We start from the raw sequence: 20,135 nt of genomic DNA on the forward strand, positions 1-20,135 counted from the left end.
GACGGGGTGGTGCTCGTGCATCGTGAACCATCAGTCGACGAGCGGCCGAGCTTGCAGGGACATGACCAGACGAACCGACGCAGCCAACGCCGTCGCGAGGCCCGCCAGTGGCATCGCGGTCCGACTACTGATGCCGCTGAGGGATGCCGACATACTAGGCGCCGAACTTCTTGGTTCACCTACGGACGATCGGATCCGACGGCTACTCGATCAGCTTTGGCTTCGTTCAGTGATGATCAAACAATGGCGGCGTACGCCGCGCGCTGAGCGCGTTGCATTCGAGGCCCGTGCCAACAATATCCTGGGGTCGCTGGACCCGGACATCAAGATCGGCGAGTAAGCGTCGGCGTCAAGCCGTCGCTTCTTCGATGCCCGCCGTTGCTATCTGGCTCTCGCGGTAGGTCCGCAACAGCAGATCTGCGAGTCTGAGGATGTCCTTCGGCGTGACCTGAATCTCGTTCCACGCGCGCCGGTCGCGGAGTCCGAAGTCCCATTGCCCTCGCGTCCACGCGCAGACCTCGACGAGGGACTCGAGTTCGCGCGCATAGACATCGACACTGGGGACGTCATTACCCGCGGCTACACAGTCAGTGATCTCGTCCATCACGTAGCCAAGCCCGACGATCCCGGCGCCATGTGTGAGACGAGACTTGCGCGGCGGCAACTCCCATGCTCCAGGCCAGGTCTGCGCAACCGCGGTCCAAAAGTTCCAGAGCATCTCGAGCATGCGCTCGCCGTCGCCCTCGCCGGTACGCGGGTTACGGTATCGGTACAACGCGCCGTCGGTGATCGAGTTCTCGATCATCTTCAACACAGAGTTGTCGCGGATTCGGCCTTCGGGCATCGTCGGTGTCCGGATCGCTTCGTGCATGGGCGACCCAGGGGTCAGGTTCAACGCCGCGAGCAACTTCGAGGGATACCGCTTGCGCAGCAGCGCAACCGGCAGTGCTCCATCGGTCGCGGGAAGCAACTCGTGAATTAGACCCTTCGGCAGAGGCTTGGTGTTGTTCACGAGGATGAACTGAGCGCGCTGCTCGCCGAGGTCATCCGTGATGAATCCCACGACCGGTATGGGAAACGCTTCGACGCGCGCGTCCCGCAGTGCTGCGGCACGTTGCTGGCCGTCGACCACCCATCCCGGCGGTTCTTCACCGCTCTTGCCGATAGGAATGACGACGGTGCCGACCGCGCTGCTGGCGTTAGCCTCTGCTCCCTCGACTGGCTCAAACCTGACGCGGGAGTCGAATGCGATGACCAAGGCGTTCGGCATGAGAGCCCTTGGGCTTTCGAGGTAGGAACGGATGGCCTTGACGTGCCGGAGAACCTCGGGACGTTGGTAGCCGCCGATCTCGCCCTGGTCGTCGCGATGGATCCGAGACACCGTGCTGATCTCATGGAGTCGTTTGCCATCGACGGCGAACTGATAGAGCCGACGATCGCCCTGCCGCACCTCGAGCGCCGGAAGGCGCAGTTCACTCATCACGCGTACCCCTGCTCGATCGTTGAATGAGGTGCGCCGGCGATGTGACCTTGCATGACCTGATGGAACACCCAGAGGTTGTGGAACCCCCGCCGCTTGTTCCGCTCAGTGCCGCGAAAAATCGCCACCTCGACGCCCCAGCGCCGACAAACGCCACACGGACACTTCAGCCAGGGGCGCGCTTCTAGGAACGTGCGATACGAGGTCGTCCGATCCTTTCCGCTTGTGTCATGCAGATGCTCATACGCGCGCAAGGCGTCTACTGCATCGGTAAGTGTGCCGTGATCCGCGGAATAGGCCCGCACAGCGTCTAGTGCCCGTTCCTCCGCTGAGCGCACGGTCGACTGATCGAGGTGGCCGGCACGAATGCGTGCTTGGAGTTTGGCGTTGGCGTCGGAAGGCGGAATTCTCAACGCCACGAAGTTCCCGGTAGCCGTGTGGTAGTTGTCCTTGTCGTCCTTGAACGCCTGGCGAAACGGCGACGTCGAGTCAAGGCTGCGGACCCCTAGGGCGCGGAAGGTCGCATAGTGCTCCGTCCGCGAGATCCCAAGGAGATGGAGACTGACCCCCGGTTCGCGTACCTCACGCACCGCCTCGAGACACTCGATGATCTGCATCGTCTTTAGCGGCACCATCCCGCCAAGGGCGATTCGCTGGTACCCGATCTCCTGAAGACGCCGGACGGACGCCGCATACGACTGCGGACTCCAACCGTGCGCAACGCCAACGGGGGTGAACGCGCAGGCGCGGCGACGATGTTCCTCTAGGAACTCGACGGAGAGCTCGAGCGTGAGGGCCTGACGCGCTAGCCAGTCCTCTGGAACCCCGCCATCGCGGTCAAGATTGGGCTTGTAGCCGAGGATCACGTGGTCGACGGAGACACCCTCGTCAACTCCGACACCCACGTAGAAGTCAATCGTCTCACTGACCGTCACCGGTGGCCGCTCCTCAGCGACGTAGCTGAACGCGCCACAGTCGCCGAGCACCTTCAGGCCATCCGGGAGACGGTAGAACTCCCGCAAACCGAGGCGGTAGAGCCGGTGGCGATGTGCCGCCGTATAGCGCCCCGCGCCCTCATAGCCATCCACCATCGTCTTCGAAACCAGAATCCCCTCGTACGGCGGTTCATCGTGGACTTCGTGGGCGTAGAGATCATCGCGCTGCCGGACATGAAACGGCAGATGCTCGTCGTCCTCAAAATTGAAGAACGGGTCAATCTGATCCTGGCTGTCAGGAAAGTAGAAGTCCACTACGCCGCCTCACTCAAGGGCATCTGCGATGTGGGCTCCAGCCAGTCGAGGAGGTTCGCGGTCGGTGACGTCAGCACGCTGATCTCACCCGGGCCCGCCGCAAGACGCGTCAGCACTCGGCCGCCGAGTTCTCCCTTCAGCGAGATTAGCCCGCACGCGAACCGACGGGTATCAGCGTTGCTCAGCGCCACCGTGCGGAGCCCGGCGATGTTCGGCATCCGACGAGCGGCGGCCGGTGAGCAGAAGCTCACGACAGGACCACCGAGACGAAGATCATTGGACAAGTCACACGCCCGCAGGTACGGGTCGCTGAGCAAGAGCAGAGCCGCAGCGAAAGGCTGGCGCAGAATCTCGTGGATCGCTTCGGGAACATGCTTCTCGCGGGCTTCGCGGCGGATCGTCTGGACGGGCTTTCCAGCAAAGCTGTGGTTATACGCCGTGATGCGCTGCTGCGGCGACAACAGGCCGTAGAAGGCCGACAGGATGCGAAGTCGCAACGCACCCGCCGGTTCAGCCGCAGCGCGATATTCCTGCACCCCGCGCATCAAACGTACGTGCTGCTGACCGGAGTAGAAAGACTCCGCGACGCAGTCCGCGCCTGCCGCAAGCTCGAGCTTTGAAGCTGTGCACGACGTGATCACCACGAGGTCGTCGGTCATGTCGCCCTCCGTTGCCACGCGATGCGGGCGACGGCCTGGTGGTTGTGGATCGACTCCTGGTTGACCACCTCGACGGTGAACGAACTGACTCGGTCATCGGCCTGGAGCGCGAAAGCGACATCACGCGCCAGGTCCTCGACGAACGCCGGCCGGTCGTATGCCTGCATTGTCACGTGGCGTTCGTCGGAACGCTTCAAGAGTGGATACACCGGTGCCGACGCCGCGCCGTCGCAAACAGCGAGCAGATCGTGCGGCGAAATACCGTGGCCCTCGCTAGCCCGTCCGTCATCGACGGCACGAACCGTGATGTAGCCGCGTTGAGAGTGCGCGCTGTAGTCGGAGATTTCCTTCGAGCACGGACAGAGCGATGTCACCGGAACACGCAGGCCGACGGTCACCGTCATGCTTTGATCACTGACCTTGGCCGACAACAAGCAGTCGACCGCTAGCAGGGCAGGTCGCTCCGTGACAGGGGCAGAGCGATCCACAAACAGCGGGAACCGCAACTCAACCGTCGCGCCGGCACCGCCGAGACGCTCTGAGACGTCGCGCGTCAGGGCAAGCACCCCGTCCGGTGATATACGCGACCGATGGGCGTGCAGTGCCTCCACGAATCGGCTCATGTGAGTGCCACGGGTATCTGCGGCAAGAGGGACCGTCAGTTCCGCCTCACAGTAGGTGGGGTGCTCGCTCCCGTCCGGGAGCCGCACTGTGATCGGGTAACGGAGGCCCTGGACGCCGACCGCCTCAATGGCGATCCCACGATCCTCTTCGCCCGCCTGAACGTCCGGGAGTGCGACATCGGTGATCGTTACCTGCACAACCTAGTCCTCGCTCGACCCCTGGTACACGGCGCCCGAGGTGCAGGTCTCGCGAACAACGATGCGACTCAAGCCAGGGAGTGAGGGTCGGAGGCGATCCCAGATCCAGCGAGCAAGGTTCTCGCTGGTCGGGTTTTCCAGGCCGTCAATCTCGTTCAAGTAGTTGTGATCGAGTTGGCTGTGGAGAGGCTCGAAAGCACTCTTGATGTCAGCGAAGTCCATAACCCAGCCCGCCCGCCGATCAACTTCGCCAGAGACGTGGATCTCGACGCGGAAGCTGTGACCGTGTAGGCGTGCGCACTTATGTTCTTCGGGCACGTACGGCAGTCGGTGTGCCGACTCGAACGTGAACTCTTTGAAGATCTCAGTCAATGTGGTCGAAGGCCGGGCTTGAGCCTGAGCCGCTCGAAGATCGTGAAGTTCGATCGGGTTCATACGCCGGTCGCTCCCTTCCATGCGATGACGTGGAGTTGCGGCAGGACGCGGGCCCGGCTGAGCTCCGGCGTGACAGCGACGGTCTCACAAAGCCAGCGAAACCGGTCGCCCACCGCGTCGCGGATATCGGATGTAGCCGGCATTGGCGTGCCAGCGGAGAGGTACAGCGGCAGGCCGTCCCAGCGGCTAGCGAGCTCGGTCGCCCAATCGAGGTCACGCTGGTCGAAGGCGACGAACTTCAAAACCAGCTGACGAGCTGCCTGGGCGATGGCCTGCTGCATGAACAAGTCGTGCTGCTCTGCGTGACGCGCAGTTGCCATGCCCGAACTCGGCGGCTTCGGCGAAACCGTCAGGCGATCGACATCGCTGAGCCAGGATGCCCAGCGCGAACCCTGCGTCTCAACCGAGACGAGGAAGCCACGCTGATGCAGACCAGCGACGACCTCACCGAGATCGTGGAGTGCCGGGTTACCGCCGGAGATGGCAACCCAGTCTGGGCGGCCCGGGAGTGCAGAAACGCGGCTCACGATCTCGCTGCTGCTGAGCTTCTCAGCGGTGGCTCGCACGATCGCTGGGTCGACCGCATACATCGTGTCGCACCAGCTGCAGCGGTAGTCGCAGCCACCGACGCGGATGAAGTGCGTAGACAAGCCAGCCTCAGCGCCCTCGCCCTGGATGGTCGGCCCGAAGATCTCGACTACGGGGAAGAGCTTTGCTCGCGCGGGCGCGCGAGCGCTGACGGTCGCGCCCGACATCTACGCGGCGGCCTGCCCGGAGTAAGGCGCGGGATCAGAGATGCCGTTCTCAGCAAAGCCGCGGATTCGCAGCAGGCAGGCGTCACACGCGCCGCAGGCTTCGCCCGAAGATGACGGGTCGTAGCAACTCAGGGTCACTGAGTAGTCGATGCCGAGTTCGAGCCCGCGAGCGACGATCTGCGCCTTGGTCAGATCAATCAACGGGACGTGGATCCGCATCTCATGGCCTTCCACACCGCGGCGGGTCGCGAGATTCGCCATCTGCCGGAACGCCTCGATGTACTCCGGGCGGCAGTCCGGGTAGCCGCTGTAGTCCAGTGCATTGACTCCCAGGAAGATGTCGTCGGCCTCCACAACCTCGGCAAAAGCCAACGCGAACGACAGGAACACAGTGTTGCGCGCCGGCACATAGGTGATCGGGATGTCATCCGCCATGTCGTCAAGCGACCGTGCCTTCGGAACCTCGATGTCGCTCGTGAGCGCGGAGCCGCCAAAGGTGCGGAGGTCGATCTGCGCCACTTCGTGGCTTGCGACATTCGCCGCCGCGGCGATGCGCTTGGCAGCGTCGAGTTCGACGCTGTGACGCTGACCGTAGCTAAACGACAGCGCGTGAACGTTGAAGCCTTGGTCCTGGGCGATCGCCAGAACCGTGGTCGAGTCCAGTCCTCCACTCAGCAGCACAACTGCGTTCTGGTCAGCCATTGGTTCACCCCTCCTCTAGAGGCGGAGACGAGAAAACTCGCCCCCCTTCGTGGTCGCCTGCCCCCTGCCGCTTGTTCGCGATGAGCGCACGAACGTCGTTGGGATCGAAGAGCGTGCGACCACCGACTTTGACCCTTGGGAGTTCTCCGTTGCGAACCAGGCGATAGACGCCGCTTTCCGAGATGCGGAGCACGTCGACTACGTCGTCAATCGACATGAGCACCTCGATCCCCTGCACCATCGGTCCTGGGCTGTCACCACCTGTCACGGCCGGTCACGCTAGACAGGCCGTCGGACAACTCGGGCCTGAGGCGTCGGTTGTGGCGCGCTTGCAGGGATTCCGCCTGAGGGCTACTTGAGGCGCGCAGTCAAGATCGCAGCCACACCGGGTCGCTCGGAGGGGCGGTGCGAACGTCGCCCTGACGGTGCACGCAGCAGAAACCACGTGGCGAGGATCCATGGCCATGTTGGCGGAATGGTTGGTGGGGACTCATGACCGTCCCCCTCAGCCGGCGCCCGAATATTGGCGATCTCCGGCGCTTTCGCCAAGAGCCGACGAGCGGATTCGAACCGCTGACCCCTTCATTACGAGTGAAGTGCTCTACCAGCTGAGCTACGTCGGCGCGCAGGCCATGGTAGCGCCGGTCTGGTCGCGCTAGCTTCGACGCCGGTGCCCTCGATCTGGACGATTGGCTACGAGAAGCTGCTGCCGGCGGAACTGGCGGCGGAGCTTGTGGGTGCGGGCGTTCAGCGGGTGATCGATGTGCGGTTGCGGCCTCAGTCTCGGCGGGCGGGGATGTCGAAGACCAAGCTCTCGGAGCTGCTGCGGGATCACGGGATCGTCTATGAGCACCGCAGGGAGCTCGGGACGCCGCAGCACATTCGGCCGCTGTTCCATCAGAACAAGCTCGCAGAAGCCCGCGCCGCCTACGCCGCGCACGTGCAAGAGAACGCACCCGAGGCGATCGACGAGCTGAGCCAGGACCTCGCTAATCCGAACGCCCCGCGGACCGCGCTCCTGTGCCTGGAGGCCGACCCCGCGGGCTGCCATCGGCGGATCATCACGGATGCCCTGCAAAGCCGCGATAACAGCGTGAAGGTCATCGACCTGTAGACGGGGTAACAGCTCCGCACGTGTCCAAAGCGGAGCTGCTCATCACCCTGCTCGTCGTCGTGGCCGGCATCGCGCGGCTGGCTGGCGTGATCCAGGTGCCCTATCCGGTGCTGCTGGTCATCGGCGGGCTGCTGATCGCGGCGATTCCGGGGCTGCCGAACGTGGAGCTGGATCCGGACGTGGTCTTCCTCGTCTTCCTGCCGCCGCTGCTCTACCACGCGGCCTTCCTGACCAGCCCGCGCGAGCTCAGGAGCGAATGGCGAGCCGTCGGTCTGCTGGCCGTCGGCCTGGTCGCCGTGACGATCGCGGCGGTCGCGCTGGTCGCCCACGAGGTCGGGGGCCTGAGCTGGCCCGCCGCCTTCGTGCTGGGCGCGGTGGTCGGGCCCACAGACCCCGTCGCGGCCACGAGCGTGTTCGGCCGCATCGGCATGCCCGAGCGGCTCACGACCATCCTCGAAGGCGAGTCGCTGACCAACGACGGCACGGCGCTGGTCGCACTCAGGGTGGCGATCGGCGCGACGACCGCCGCCGGCTTCAGCTTCGTGGACGCCGGCTGGCAGTTCGTCTCGGTCTCGATCGGCGGCATCGCCATCGGCCTCGCCGCGGGCTGGCTCGTCTCCCACATCCGCAGCCGCGTCGACGACCCGCCCGTCGAGATCACCCTCTCCCTCTTCACGCCCTTCCTGGCCTACATCCCGGCCGAGGAGCTCGGCGTCTCGGGCGTCCTGGCCGCCGTCACCGTCGGCCTGTACCTGGCCTGGCAGAAGCCCACCGGCCTGTTCAACCCGAGCTCACGCCTGCAGGCGTTCGCCTTCTGGGACGTGCTGATCTTCCTGCTCAACAGCCTCCTGTTCATCCTCGTCGGCCTGCAGATCCGGCCCGTGCTCGAGTCGATGAGCGAGAACACGAGCACGCAGACGGTCGTCGCGGCCGCGGCGGCGACGATCGGCACGGTCATCGCCGCGCGCATGCTCTGGATGCTCGTCGTCCCCACGATCTTCCGCTCCCCCACGCCGTTCAACGAACGCACGCTGCTGGGCTGGAGCGGCATGCGCGGCGCGGTGTCGATGGCCGCGGCGCTGTCGATCCCCATGGACGTCGACGGCCGGCCGCTGATCCTGGTCATCACGTTCTCGGTGATCCTGGCCACGCTCGTCGGCCAGGGCCTGACGCTGCCCTGGGTGGCCAAGCACCTGGTCTCCCCCGAGGAGGCCGACGAGGAAGCCGAGTCCAACGCCCGCGAGCAGGCGGCCAAGGCGGCGCTCCACGAGCTCGAGGAAGCACAACGCGAGGACCACGACCTCCCCGAGGAGGCGGTCGATTTCGCCCGCCGGCGCTACGAGCTCCGGCTCGGCCACGTCGGCGAGCAGCGCGACAGCGAGACGCTCCCCGCCGCGCGCGCCCTGCAGCGCCGCCTGGTCGAGGCCGAGCGGCGCACGATCGAGCAGCTGCACTCCGACGAGGAGCTCGACCAGGCCACCACCCGGCGCCTGGAGCGCGAACTCGATCTGGAGGAGGAGCGGTTCGGTGAGCTCGACCAATCCACCCTGAATTGAAGTTTTGCCCGCACATGCCGAATTGACATCCGAGACGCACTGCTCCACGAAGGAAGGTTCCCCCGAATGTCCCGCTTCTCCCGGCTGCTCACGGGCGCCGGCTGCCTGGCTCTGACCGCCACCATCGCCGCGACGCCCGCGGCCGACGCCGCCACGAAGAAGAGCGGCGGCAGCAACTCGATCACCGTCCTGCTGCAGCTGGCCCAGAAGCCCGGCCTGCCCAACTTCGTGCGCCAGGTGTCCGATCCGGACTCGCGCCACTACCGCCAGTACTCCACGCCGAACAAGCTGATCAAGCGCTTCGGCTCCACGAAGAAGACGCGCAAGGCCGCGCAGCGCTGGGCCGCCGACAACGGCGCCGACCTGCAGGTCTCCAAGACCGGCCTGTTCGCCACCGTCACCACCACGCCCGACCAGGCCGGCGCGCTGTTCGGCGACGCCACCACGGCCACCGCCGCCGGCGCCAAGACCTGGAGCCCGAAGGTTCCCGCCGCCCTCGAGGGCGCCGTGGCCAACGCCGACGTGCTGCCCGAGAACCCGGTCAGCGAGGCCCAGGCCACCGCGACCCTGCCGCCCGGCAGCAGCCTGGCCGGCTACGGCTCGGGCCGCACCCGCTCGGGCACCCCGGCCGGCTGCACGGCCGGGCAGAACGCCACCCCCGGCCCGCCGGAGATCCAGGGCTTCACGCCCAACCAGTACCTGGCCGCCTACGGCCACACCACGCTGCACCAGCGCGGCCTGACCGGCAAGGGCATCCGCATGGGCGTCCTGGAGATCGACGGCTACAACCCGCAGGACATCCAGACGTTCGGCGAGTGCTTCGGCGTGAAGATCCCGCCGCTGAACGCCAAGGCCGTCGGCATGAAGGACCTCCTGCCGCCCGGTGACGAGACGACCGCCGACCTGGAGATCCTCTCGGCCGGCGCCCCCGGCGTCGAGGCGATCGACATCTACGAGGGCTCGATCCTCGACACGCTGGCCGCCACGCTGGGCTCGGAGAAGACCCGCCCCGACGTGCTGTCGCTGTCGCTGGACGGCTGCGAGAACAACTACACCAACGCGGTCAGCCTCGTGCACGTGCTCGACTCGATGTTCGCCGTCCTGGCGGGCTCGGGCACGACGACGCTGGTGGCCACCGGCGATCAGGGCTCGACCCCGTGCCGCAACGCCAACGACCAGATCCTGCCGGTGCAGGGCGCGACCTACCCCTCGACGTCGGCCTACGTGACCGCCGTCGGCGCCACGAACGTCGTGCTCAACACCGACAACACGCTGCAGGGCCAGGTCGTCTGGAACGACGCGCCGGGCAACGCGGGCGCGACCAGCGGCAGCCAGTCGCTGATCTTCCCGCGTCCCTGGTGGCAGACCGGCCCGGGCCTCAGCGTCAGCCTCGACAACGGCACGACGCGCTCCACGCCGGACGTCTCGGCACTGGGCGACCCGATCCCCGGCTACGCGATCTACTGCACCGCCAACCCCGACTGCGCGCTGCAGGGCGCGCCCCAGGGCGGCTGGCTGTCCTTCGGCGGCACCAGCGCGGCGACGCCGCTGACCGCCGCGGGCATCGCGCTGGCCAACGAGGCGGCCGCCAAGCGCGGTCAGCCGACGCTCGGCCTGATCAACCCGCTGATCTACAAGCTGGCCAACTCCAAGGCCTACAGCCGCGTGCTCAGCGACGTGACGATCGGCAACAACGACATCGGCACGGCGCTGCCCGCTCCGGTCGGCGACGGGCAGCCGGTCGGCTGCTGCGACGCCGGCAAGGGCTACGACAACGTCACGGGCTGGGGCTCGCTGAAGATCGCCGCGTTCTCCGACGCGGCACTCGGCTACGGCCGCGGGACCCGCGACTGATCGCTGCGTAGGACCTCCATGAGCTCCTCATAGGGGCCCGCGAGGTAGGCCTGGTCACCCGCCGCGAAGCGCGTATCGCGGCGCGGCGGGTACTCCAGGCGCCCGCCGTCGGCGTCGCGGCTGATGGCCAGCACGCGCACGTTGGCCGATAGCGCGCGCATCTCCAGACCCGACAGGCCGCCGCCGTCGCTGACGGTCAGGCGGGCGACCAGGAAGGGCTGACGGCCCAGGTAGAACGTGGCCAGCACGCCCATCCCGATCGCCGCGCCGACGAACCAGGGCGCCGCGATCGCCGCCGTGGACCACACGTGACGGAAGTCGAACGTCTCCTCCAGGCGATGGCCCAGCGAGCGATCGAACACGCGCAGGATCACCGGCACCTCCGACCAGCGCTCGCCCAGCCCGTCGCGCACGGCCAGGCCGGTCTCGATGTTCGTCATGTCCGTCGAGGTCATGACCGCCACCGCCGAGCAGGTCTCCAGGTTGGCCGCCTCCAGCGTGCGCTTCAGGGTCGAGTCGCCCACGATCACCCGCACGCCCATCAGCCGGGCCTGGCTGGAGTAGCGGTTGTCCTCGTCGCGCTCGATGACCACGACCTCGCGGCCCCGGTCGCGCAGCCCTTCCAGCACGCGCATGCCCACCGAGCCCAGGCCGATGAGGATCACGTGCCCCTCGGTCCCGCGCACCTTCGCGCGCCCCAGCGACGCCTCGATCCGCCGGCTGACCAGCGCGTTGGTGATGAACGCGAACAGCAGGCTGACGAACGTCGTGCCGGCGATGATCAGCCCGATCGCGAAGATCTGCATCCCCGACGACTCGTTGGCGAACGAGAAGTCGCCGAAGCCGACGGTCGCGCTCGTCTCGACGGTGAAGTACATCGCCTGCAGCCAGCTCATGTGGCCGTCGGGGTCGTCGGCGATCACGTAGCCGATGCGCAGGATGATCGTCGAGACGATGAAGATGGCCAGGCCGGCCAGCAGCGTGGCCTGGACCGGCCCGTCGATGTAGTCGCCCGCGTCGCGCAGGGTCAGCATCACGCGGCGCAGCGGCCCGCGCCGGCGCTGGGGCGCGCCGTGGCGCTCGTCGACGTCGATGCCCGCGGCGGCGATGTCGCCCGGTGTGCCCAGCACGGTCACCTGGTCGCCCGCGTCGACCACCAGGTCACGGCCCGGACAGGCGATCAGCTGCTCGTCGGGCCCGGTCAGCGCGCCGATCGGGGCCAGGTCGCCGTACAGCTCGCGCAGGCTGCCCAGCCGGGGCACGTCGACCTCGACGGCCACGAAGTGCTGGCCGCCGAGCTCGAGGTCGTGGGCGTTGCGGCCCAGGCAGGCGTCGACCACCGACGGCGCGAACAGCCCGGCCACGTCGAGCACGCTGCCCACGCCGGTGATGCCCTCCACCGCGCGGCCGACCGCCGGGTTGTCGAGGTGCACGACGACGCGCACGTCGGGGCGCAGGCTGCGCACCTGCAGCGCGGTCTCCAGCGTGTGCAGGTCGTTGCTCTCGGCGCAGATGACCGCCGCCGCCCCGGCCAGGCCGGCGGCGGCGAAGGGGTCGCCGATCAGCGTGTTGCGCTGGATGTAGGGGATCTCCCAGGCCTGGACGGTGCCGACCAGGCGGGGGTCGGGCTCGTCGTCGATGACCACCACGGGGATGCCGGCCAGGTGCAGCTGCTCGACCGTGCGCAGCGCCACGGTGTGCAGGCCGCAGACGATCACGTGGTCGCACCAGGCGCCCCAGTCGGGCTCGGCGGCAGTGGCCTGATCGGAAGGGCGCAACGGTTCCACGTCGGTAGTCTCGCCGATCCAATGAGACGCATCGTCTTGGTCGTGATCGCGCTGCTCAGCCTGCTCGCCGCGGCGCCCGCCGTGGCCCAGAGCGGGCTGACCGCCCAGCAGGAGCAGACGCTGCTGCACCTCAGCTCCTCGAAGGGCCTGCAGGCCTTCGTGCGGGCGGTCTCCGATCCGACCTCCCGCCACTACCGCCGCTACCGGACCGTCGATCAGCTGATCCAGCAGTTCGGCCCGCAGCCGACCAAGCGCCCGCGCGCGGGCCAGCGCCGCCCGTTGGCCCTGACGCCCCAGGTGGCCACGAACCCCAGCGTCGATCAGTCGGGCACGCTGCGCACGGGCACGGCCGCCGGCTGTCCCGAGGGGCGCAACGCCGCGCGTTATCCCGACTCGCCCGGCTTCACGCCCAACCAGTACCTGACCGCCTACGGCCACCGCACGCTGAGCCGGCGCGGGCTGACCGGCCAGGGCCAGCGCGTCGCGCTGATCGAGATCGACGGCTTCGACCCCAGCGACCTGGCCACCTTCGCGGCCTGCTTCGGCTACGAGCTGCCGCCCATCCGCACGATCCCGGTGGGCATGAAGGACCCGTTCCCGACGGGCGACGAAACGCTGCTGGACCTGGAGATCCTGACCGCCGCGGTGCCCGATCTGGAGTCCGTCGACGTCTACGAGAGCCCCGATCCCGTGCTGGCCATGGCCGCGGCGCTGGGCAACCCCAAGACGCGCCCCGACGTGATCTCGATCTCGATCGCCGGCTGTGAGAACAACGCGATCGAGTTCATCGACAACGTGCGGCTGCTCAACGCGGAGTTCCTGCTCGCCGCGGGCGCGGGCACGTCGGTGCTGGTGGCCACCGGCGACACCGGCTCGACCGGCTGCCTGAGCCCCAGCGCCCAGGCGACCGCGCCGCTGCCGGTCCTGTCGCCCTCTTACCCGGCCACGTCGCCCTGGGTCACCGCGGTGGGCGGGACGAACATCGAGCTCAACGCGGCCAACCAGCTGGTCGGCGAGTGGGTGTGGAACAACTCGCCGGAGAGCCCGGCCTCCGGCACCGGCGGCGTCTCGCTGCTGTTCGGCGCGCCCTGGTGGCAGAAGACCAGGGTGGCCAGCCCGCAGCGCACGGTGCCCGACATCTCGGGCCTGGCCGACAACCGGCCCGGCTACGTCTTCTACTGCACCAGCCCGGAGTGCGCCGCGGTCAAGCAGCCGGTGGGCTGGATGACGATCGGCGGCACGTCGGCGGCCACGCCGCTGTACGCCGCGGGCATCGCGCAGGCCAACCAGGCGGCGGCCAAGCGCGGCCAGCGCTCGCTCGGGTTCCTCAACCCGCTGATCTACGCCACGGCCAACGCGAAGGCCGACCGCAACGCGTTCTTCGACGTCACGATGGGCACCAACGACGTCGGCTCGACGATCCTGCCGCCGCTCTCAGACGGTCAGCCGGTCGGCGGCTACGCGGCCACCAAGGGCTACGACCTGGCCAGCGGCTGGGGGTCGCTGAACGTCGCGCGCTTCAGCGACGTCGCGTTGCGCTACGGGCGCGCGGCGGCGGCACCGCGCTGACGCGGCAGCCCGGTGAGGCCGTAGTGGCGGTAGAGCAATGACCGGAACGAGCCGGTCTGCCAGGCGTCGGGCGTGATCGGCCGCGGCGCCTCGCGCACGTCATAGCGGCGCAGATCCACCTGCAGATGCCCGCGTGCGGCGATCGCGTCGCCCGTCACCGGCACCAGCGTGAACTGCCGGACGAACTTCCCCATCTGCACCCGCAGCCAGGTCAGCTCGGTCTCGGGATCGAGCAGCACCTCGCGAATCGTGCCGATCTTCTCGCCCGTGCGGTCATCGACCTGCAGGCCGATCCAGTCGTTTCGTCCGTCGTCCGTGATCCACATGTCTGCCTCCCGGCATGCCCGGGGCGCACATCCGGCAAACGCCGCCACCTGTCAGGCTGGCGACCATGGCCGACGCCCCCACTTTCGACCTGCAATCCCATTCGACGCACTCCGACGGCGACCTGCCGCCCGCGCACGTCGTCGCGCTGGCCGCCGCCGCCGGCGTCGAGCTCCTCGCGCTGAGCGATCATGACACCGTCGCCGGCGTCGACGAGGCCCAGGCGGCCGCGCGCCAGCACGGCATCACGCTCGTGCCCGCCGTGGAGATCTCCGCGCCCGACGGCGCGCATCCCGACATCCACGTGCTCGGCTACGGGATCGACCATCACGACGAGGCGCTGCTGGAGCGGCTGACCGCCTACCGCGCCGACCGCGACGGGCGCTCGGACCGGATGATCGCCAAGCTGCGCGAGCTGGGCTGGGAGCTGGAGGAGTCGGGCATCCAGAAGCGCGCCGCCTCGGGCAAGCCGATCGGCCGCCCGCACATCGCCGCCGCCGTGTTCGCCCATCCGGCCAACCAGGAGCGCCTGGCCGCCGAGGAGCTGACCGACCCGCCCGCCGTGCTCGTGGCCTACCTGATCGAGGGCACGCCGGCGTTCTCCGGGCGCACGATGCCCACCGTCGAGGAGGCGATCGGCGTGATCCACGCGGCCGGCGGCGTCGCCGTCTGGGCGCATCCGTTCTGGGACATCAAGGACCCCGACGCGGTGATCGCCACGCTGGATCGCTACGCGGGCTACGGGCTGGACGGCGTCGAGGCCTTCTACACGACGCACACCCCCGCGCAGACGCAGCTGGTCTACGACCGCGCGGTGGAGCTCGACCTGCTGACCACCGGCAGCGCCGACTTCCACGGCCCCGAGCACCGGCATTTCTCGAAGTTCCGGGCCTTCGACCTGGCCGATCGCACGCCCCGCCTCGGTCTCATAGACGCCCGCTAGCGTTCCTGCGCTGTGAGCATCTTCGAGGCCATCGTCCTCGGGATCGTGCAGGGGCTGACCGAGTTCCTGCCGATCTCCTCGAGCGGACATCTGCGCATCGTCCCCGCCCTGGCCGGCTGGGAGGACCCGGGCACCGCGTTCACCGCGGTCATCCAGCTGGGCACCATGGCGGCGGTGCTCCTGTACTTCCGCGCCGATCTGTGGAACATCGCGCGCGCCTGGGTGACCGAGCTGCGCCTGCCCTACCGCCAGCGCAGCACGGACGCCAACATGGGCTGGTTCATCATCCTGGGCACGATCCCGATCGCCATCATCGGCCTGGCCTTCAGCAACCAGATCGAGGACGGCGCGCGCTCGCTGTACCTGATCGGCTCGGTGCTGATCGCGTTCTCGTTCGTGATGCTGATCGCCGACCGGATCGGCTCGCGCGCGCGTCCGATCGAGCACCTCAACGCGCGCGACGGCCTGTGGATCGGCCTGGCCCAGGCGCTGGCCCTGATCCCCGGCGTGTCGCGCTCGGGGGCGACGATCTCGGCCGGCCTGCTGCGCGGGTTCGACCGCGCCGCCGCCGCGCGCTACTCGTTCCTGCTGTCCGTGCCCGCGGTCGTGCTCAGCGGCCTGTTCGAGGCGCGCCACATCGGCGGCGAGGGCTCCGTCGGGCTGGCCCCGACCCTGGTGGCCACTGTGCTGGCCTTCGTCACCGGCTACGCGGCGATCGCCTGGCTGCTGCGCTACCTGACCACGCACAACCTGACGGTGTTCATCGTCTACCGGATCGTGCTCGGCGCCGTCGTCCTGGCGCTGACCGCCGCCGGATCGATCTCGTAGGTCAGCCGATGGAGTGCGTGGCCACGAAGCGGCGGTCGGGGTCCACGCGCTCGCGGATCGCCACCAGGCGCGCGTACACGTCGGGCGCGAAGCACTGGTCGGCGCTGCCGCCCTGCTCGGCGAAGCCCAGGTAGTCGCGCTCGCCCAGCCACGGGCGCATGGCCTCGTACAGCCCGTCGCAGGAGGCGCGGACCGCCTCGGGCGTGTTTGGCCCCATCGGCACGCCGACGCCGAACAGGACGTACCCGTCCCCCAGCTCACCGCACGCGCCGGCATCCGCGGGCGCGACGGCCAGCGCGCCGCCCAGCTGGCGCAGCTCGGCGGCCAGCAGCGTGCTGCCCGAGCCCTCGCCCGCCGCGCCCAGGAACGCGTCGATCGCCGCGTCGTCGAGGTGGTCGATCATGCCGTTGGTGGACAGGCCGGGCACCGGGACCTCCGGGTCGCCGTGCACGCGCGCGGCGGCCGCGGCGGGCATCTCGGCGAACCCGTCGAGCACCACCGGCGCGGCCGCCCGCAGCGGAGCCAGCAGCTCCTGGCCGGTCGCCGCGTCGCCGAGCAGCACGCCGTCGATCGCCGCGTGGGGCACGCCGCGCAGCGGCTCGGGCACGTCGGGCAGCGGCGGCAGCGTGAGGATGCGGAAGCTGGTGGAGATCTCCGGCGGCGCGGTCTGGCAGAACGCACGCCAGGCGCGCATGACCGCCGGGGCGTCGCTGACCGCGTAGAACAGCGTGCCCGCGTAGACGGTGGCCGCCTCGAACAGCGCGATCTCGATGGCCGTGACCACGCCGAACGTGCCGCCGCCCCCGCGCAGCGCCCAGAACAGGTCGGGGTCGCTGGCGGCGTCGACGCGCCGGGGCTGGCCGTCGGCGCCGACGATCTCGATGGCCCGGACGTGGTTGGCGGCCACGCCGTAGCGCCGGCCGTAGAAGCTCGCGCCGCCGGCCAGCAGGTAGCCGACGACGCCGACCGTGGGCGAGGAGCCGTGCAGGCCGATCAGCCCGTGCTCGGCCGCCGCCTCGACCACCGGGCCCCACTGGGTGCCCGCCGGAATCCGCGCGGTGCGCGCGTCGGGATCGATCCGCACGCCGCCCTCGATCAGCGGCTTGATCAGCAGCGTGCGCGACAGGTCGGGCAGCGCGCCGGCCAGGTGACCGGTGGCCCATGCCGCGATGGCCAGGTCGTGCTCGGCGGCGTAGGCGATCAGCGCGCGGACCTCCTCGACGGTGGTCGGCGAGGCCAGGCCCCAGGGCCGCAGGTCGTTCATCAGGTTGAAGCCGCTGCGGCCGGCGTCGTAGCCCTCGTCGTCGGGACGCGTGATCTGGGGAAGGGTGGCCTGGTCCATGGGCGGCATTCTCTGCGATCGGCGAAGGCGTAGCTTCCGGGAATGCCCTCGCCCTCGTCCGTCTCCGTCGCCCGCTCGCAGGCCCTGGGCGATCTGCTGCGCCGCAGCGCCCGGCGCGACCCCGACAAGCTCGCCCTGGTCAGCGGCGACGTGCGCCTGACCTTCGCCCAGCTCGACGAGACGGTCGACCGCACCGCCAACGCCCTGTCGACCCGCGGGCTGGGTCACGGCGACCGGCTCGCGCTGCTGTGCCACAACGACTGGCAGTTCGTCGTGCTCTCCCAGGCCACCGCGCGGCTGGGCGTGATCCTCGTGCCGGTCAACTTCATGCTCTCCGCGGGCGAGGTGGCGTTCGTGCTCGGCCACAGCGGCGCGGTCGGCATCGTGGTCGAGGACGCGCTGGCGGACGTGGCGGTGGAGGCGATGGCGCAGGCCGGGCTGGACGCGCCCCGCGTGCGTGGGTGGATCGCGCTGGGCGGGCAGGACGCGCCCGATGGCTGGGAGGACGTGCGCTCGTGGACGCGCTGGGACGACGCCGCGCCGGTCGACGTGCTGGTCGGCGACGACGACCCGCTGCGCCTGATGTACACCAGCGGGACCGAGTCGCGGCCCAAGGGCGCGATCCTCACCTCGCGCTCGCTGATCGCCCAGTACTGCTCGTGCGCGATCGACGGCTCGATGACGCCCGACGACATCGACGTGCACTCGCTGCCGCTCTACCACTGCGCGCAGCTGGACTGCTTCCTGGGGCCCGACCTGATGCTCGGCGCCACCAGCGTGGTGCTGCCCGGGCCCGATCCGGCGGCGCTGATCGCGGCGATCGAGCGCGAAGGCGCGACGAAGCTGTTCGCGCCGCCCACCGTGTGGATCGGCCTGCTGCGCCATCCGGGCTTCGACGACGCCGACCTCTCGACGCTGCGCAAGGGCTACTACGGCGCGTCGCCGATGCCCGTCGAGGTGCTGCGCGAGCTGCGTTCGCGCCTGCCCGAGGTCGCGCTGTGGAACTTCTACGGGCAGACGGAGATGGCGCCGCTGGCCACGATCCTGCGCCCCGACGAGCAGGAGTCGCGCGCGGGCTCCGCGGGCCGGCCGGGGCTGTTCGTGCAGACCCGCGTGGTCGATGACGACGGCGTCGAGGCGGCGCCGGGCCAGGTCGGCGAGATCGTCCACCGCTCGCCCCACGCGACGCTGGGCTACTGGGAGGACGAGGCCAAGACCGCCGAGGCCTTCCGCGACGGCTGGTTTCACTCCGGCGACCTGGGCGTGTTCGACGCCGACGGCTACCTGAGCGTCGTGGACCGCAAGAAGGACATGATCAAGACGGGTGGCGAGAACGTCGCCTCGCGCGAGGTCGAGGAGGCGCTGTACGCGCACCCCGACGTGGCCGAGGTGGCCGTGTTCGGGCTGCCCGACGACCGCTGGATCGAGGCGGTCACGGCGGCCGTCGTGCTGCGCGCGGGCGCGTCGGTCAGCGGCGACGAGCTGATCGCGTTCTGCCGGGGACGGCTGGCCGGGTTCAAGACGCCCAAGCGCGTGGAGGTCGTCGACGCGCTGCCCAAGAACCCGAGCGGCAAGATCCTCAAGCGCGAGCTGCGCGATCGCTACAGCGCGTCCGCGAGCCGGTAGGCCAGCGCTTCCAGCGCCAGCTCCTCGGTCGCGTTGAGCTGCAGGCGGAAGCGCGTGTCGTCGACGATGTCGACGCCCGTGCGCAGGCGCTGGGGATCGCGGCCGCGCGCGTCCTGCGCCAAGCGGTCCTGGCGATCGACGTTGTGGACGACCTCGGGGACGCCGTCGGCCACGCAGGCCAGGTCGCGCAGGTAGAGGCCGCTGAGCTGCAGCCCCAGGTCCAACGTCGAGGTCGAGGCCCGGCGGGCGGCGCGCTTGCCCTGCTCGCCGCCCTCGCGCTCGACGCGCTTGCGGTCGCGCTTGGCCGTCACCTCCAGGTCGGCCTGCGTGCGCCCCTCGATCTCGGCGGCGGCCTGCTCGCCGGCCGCCTTGGCCTGGGCCAGCAGCGCCGCCCAGGGCTTCGTGGCGATCAGGTCGTCGTTGAGGGCCGCGCGCACGAACCTCTCGGCGCCGTCGCGGATCGCGGGGCCGTTGGCCACGGCCAGGGCGAGCGCACGGTCGCCATCGCCCAGGGCCAGGCGGGCGCAGGCCTGCGCGGTCGCGTCGGGGATGCCGTGCCGCGTGAGCTTCTGGGCCAGCGCGGCGGGCGGGCGCGCGTCGAAGCGCACGACCTGGCAGCGCGAGACGATCGTCGGCAGCACCTCGCCGAGGCGGTCGGTGAGCAGGATCAGGTGCGCGAAGGGCGGCGGCTCCTCGAGCGTCTTGAGCATCCGGTTGGCCGACTTGTCGTTCATCGTGTCGGCGCGCTCGATCACGAACACCCGCCGGCGCGACTCGAACGGCGTGCGCGTGGCCGCGGCGACGACCGGCTCGTCGATGTCGGAGACGAGCATCTCGGCGGCGCCGCTGGGCGTGACCCAGGTCAGGTCGGGGTGCGCGCCGGACGTCACGCGGGCGCTGGCCTCGCGTGGGTCGGGAGCGCCCTCGGCCAGCAGCACGGCGGCCAGCTCGCGGGCCACCTCGCGCTTGCCGCTGCCCGCCGGGCCGTGGAACAGGTAGGCGTGGCTGGGGTGACCCTCGGGCGGCAGCGCCGCGGTGAGGACGGCGCGCGCGTGGGGATGGTCCTCGAGGCCGGGCAGCATGACGGCCT

General features: G+C 69.3%; 19 protein-coding genes and 1 tRNA gene. 7 read left to right on the plus strand and 13 right to left on the minus strand.

Features of this window, described 5'->3' with window-relative positions; genetic code table 11:
- Positions 1-349: 349 nt before the first annotated feature.
- The 9 genes from dbpB to ACZ5UI_RS17220 form a co-directional block, all read right to left on the minus strand.
- The gene (gene dbpB, locus ACZ5UI_RS17180) at positions 350-1,480 is read right to left on the minus strand and encodes a DGQHR domain-containing protein DpdB (RefSeq protein WP_464189080.1); all 1,131 of its coding nucleotides are present in this window, start codon (positions 1,478-1,480) and stop codon (positions 350-352) included.
- On the minus strand, positions 1,480-2,730 hold the full coding sequence (gene dpdA, locus ACZ5UI_RS17185; protein WP_464189082.1) for a tRNA-guanine transglycosylase DpdA: 1,251 nt from the start codon (positions 2,728-2,730) through the stop codon (positions 1,480-1,482). The genes dbpB and dpdA overlap by 1 nt, the downstream gene beginning before the upstream one ends.
- A complete protein-coding gene (locus tag ACZ5UI_RS17190; protein ID WP_464189085.1) occupies positions 2,730-3,389 on the minus strand; it encodes a hypothetical protein in 660 nt (219 codons plus the stop codon). Before ACZ5UI_RS17190 ends, dpdA begins: the two co-directional genes overlap by 1 nt.
- Positions 3,386-4,210, minus strand: coding sequence for a GTP cyclohydrolase FolE2 (folE2, locus tag ACZ5UI_RS17195; protein WP_464189087.1), 825 nt, complete (start codon positions 4,208-4,210; stop codon positions 3,386-3,388). The genes ACZ5UI_RS17190 and folE2 overlap by 4 nt, the downstream gene beginning before the upstream one ends.
- 3 nt (positions 4,211-4,213) lie before the next feature.
- Entirely contained in the window at positions 4,214-4,645 is a 432-nt protein-coding gene (gene queD / locus ACZ5UI_RS17200) for a 6-carboxytetrahydropterin synthase QueD (RefSeq protein ID WP_464189089.1), read from the minus strand.
- Positions 4,642-5,400: a 7-carboxy-7-deazaguanine synthase QueE gene (queE, locus tag ACZ5UI_RS17205; protein WP_464189091.1), complete on the minus strand. Its 759-nt coding sequence runs from the start codon at positions 5,398-5,400 to the stop codon at positions 4,642-4,644. The genes queD and queE overlap by 4 nt, the downstream gene beginning before the upstream one ends.
- Entirely contained in the window at positions 5,401-6,102 is a 702-nt protein-coding gene (gene queC, locus ACZ5UI_RS17210; RefSeq protein WP_464189093.1) for a 7-cyano-7-deazaguanine synthase QueC, read from the minus strand.
- 4 nt (positions 6,103-6,106) lie between these two features.
- Positions 6,107-6,343 (minus strand): helix-turn-helix domain-containing protein, encoded by a 237-nt coding sequence (locus tag ACZ5UI_RS17215; RefSeq protein WP_464189095.1) that lies wholly within the window; start codon positions 6,341-6,343, stop codon positions 6,107-6,109.
- Between the two features lie 309 nt (positions 6,344-6,652).
- A tRNA-Thr gene (locus ACZ5UI_RS17220) sits at positions 6,653-6,725 on the minus strand.
- Positions 6,726-6,772: 47 nt separating this feature from the next.
- Here ACZ5UI_RS17220 and ACZ5UI_RS17225 point away from each other — a divergent pair.
- From ACZ5UI_RS17225 to ACZ5UI_RS17235, 3 genes are all read left to right on the plus strand, one after another.
- Positions 6,773-7,216: a DUF488 domain-containing protein gene (locus ACZ5UI_RS17225; protein ID WP_464189098.1), complete on the plus strand. Its 444-nt coding sequence runs from the start codon at positions 6,773-6,775 to the stop codon at positions 7,214-7,216.
- Positions 7,217-7,236: 20 nt separating this feature from the next.
- Entirely contained in the window at positions 7,237-8,772 is a 1,536-nt protein-coding gene (locus ACZ5UI_RS17230) for a Na+/H+ antiporter (RefSeq protein ID WP_464189100.1), read from the plus strand.
- A gap of 66 nt (positions 8,773-8,838) precedes the next feature.
- Complete coding sequence (locus ACZ5UI_RS17235) at positions 8,839-10,626, plus strand: S53 family peptidase (RefSeq protein WP_464189102.1); 1,788 nt, start codon at positions 8,839-8,841, stop codon at positions 10,624-10,626.
- Here the strand turns inward: ACZ5UI_RS17235 and ACZ5UI_RS17240 are convergent.
- Positions 10,602-12,404 carry an NAD-binding protein gene (locus ACZ5UI_RS17240; RefSeq protein WP_464189104.1) on the minus strand — a complete coding sequence of 601 codons (1,803 nt, stop codon included), beginning with the start codon at positions 12,402-12,404 and terminating at the stop codon, positions 10,602-10,604. The two genes, ACZ5UI_RS17235 and ACZ5UI_RS17240, sit on opposite strands and share 25 nt — an antisense overlap.
- Before the next feature lie 30 nt (positions 12,405-12,434).
- Between ACZ5UI_RS17240 and ACZ5UI_RS17245 the strand changes: the two genes are divergently transcribed.
- Positions 12,435-13,982, plus strand: coding sequence for a S53 family peptidase (locus ACZ5UI_RS17245; protein WP_464189106.1), 1,548 nt, complete (start codon positions 12,435-12,437; stop codon positions 13,980-13,982).
- On the opposite strand, the gene ACZ5UI_RS17250 is transcribed toward ACZ5UI_RS17245, so the two are convergent.
- Positions 13,952-14,308: a PRC-barrel domain-containing protein gene (locus ACZ5UI_RS17250; protein WP_464189108.1), complete on the minus strand. Its 357-nt coding sequence runs from the start codon at positions 14,306-14,308 to the stop codon at positions 13,952-13,954. The genes ACZ5UI_RS17245 and ACZ5UI_RS17250 overlap by 31 nt on opposite strands.
- Positions 14,309-14,373: 65 nt before the next feature.
- Here ACZ5UI_RS17250 and ACZ5UI_RS17255 point away from each other — a divergent pair, with 65 nt between their 5' ends.
- Both ACZ5UI_RS17255 and ACZ5UI_RS17260 read left to right on the plus strand, forming a co-directional pair.
- On the plus strand, positions 14,374-15,249 hold the full coding sequence (locus ACZ5UI_RS17255; RefSeq protein ID WP_464189110.1) for a PHP domain-containing protein: 876 nt from the start codon (positions 14,374-14,376) through the stop codon (positions 15,247-15,249).
- A 12-nt stretch (positions 15,250-15,261) separates the two neighbouring features.
- Positions 15,262-16,077 carry an undecaprenyl-diphosphate phosphatase gene (locus ACZ5UI_RS17260; protein WP_464189112.1) on the plus strand — a complete coding sequence of 272 codons (816 nt, stop codon included), beginning with the start codon at positions 15,262-15,264 and terminating at the stop codon, positions 16,075-16,077.
- A gap of 1 nt (position 16,078) precedes the next feature.
- On the opposite strand, the gene ACZ5UI_RS17265 is transcribed toward ACZ5UI_RS17260, so the two are convergent.
- Positions 16,079-17,419 carry an FAD-binding oxidoreductase gene (locus ACZ5UI_RS17265; RefSeq protein WP_464189114.1) on the minus strand — a complete coding sequence of 447 codons (1,341 nt, stop codon included), beginning with the start codon at positions 17,417-17,419 and terminating at the stop codon, positions 16,079-16,081.
- A gap of 42 nt (positions 17,420-17,461) precedes the next feature.
- On the opposite strand from ACZ5UI_RS17265, the gene ACZ5UI_RS17270 reads away from it, so the two are divergent.
- Positions 17,462-19,045 carry an acyl-CoA synthetase gene (locus ACZ5UI_RS17270; protein ID WP_464189116.1) on the plus strand — a complete coding sequence of 528 codons (1,584 nt, stop codon included), beginning with the start codon at positions 17,462-17,464 and terminating at the stop codon, positions 19,043-19,045.
- Here the strand turns inward: ACZ5UI_RS17270 and ACZ5UI_RS17275 are convergent.
- Positions 19,021-20,127, minus strand: a complete 1,107-nt coding sequence (locus ACZ5UI_RS17275; RefSeq protein WP_464189118.1) for a DNA polymerase III subunit — start codon at positions 20,125-20,127, stop codon at positions 19,021-19,023. The two genes, ACZ5UI_RS17270 and ACZ5UI_RS17275, sit on opposite strands and share 25 nt — an antisense overlap.
- Positions 20,128-20,135 lie beyond the last annotated feature (8 nt).

Source organism: Conexibacter sp. JCM 18997 (assembly GCF_055391915.1).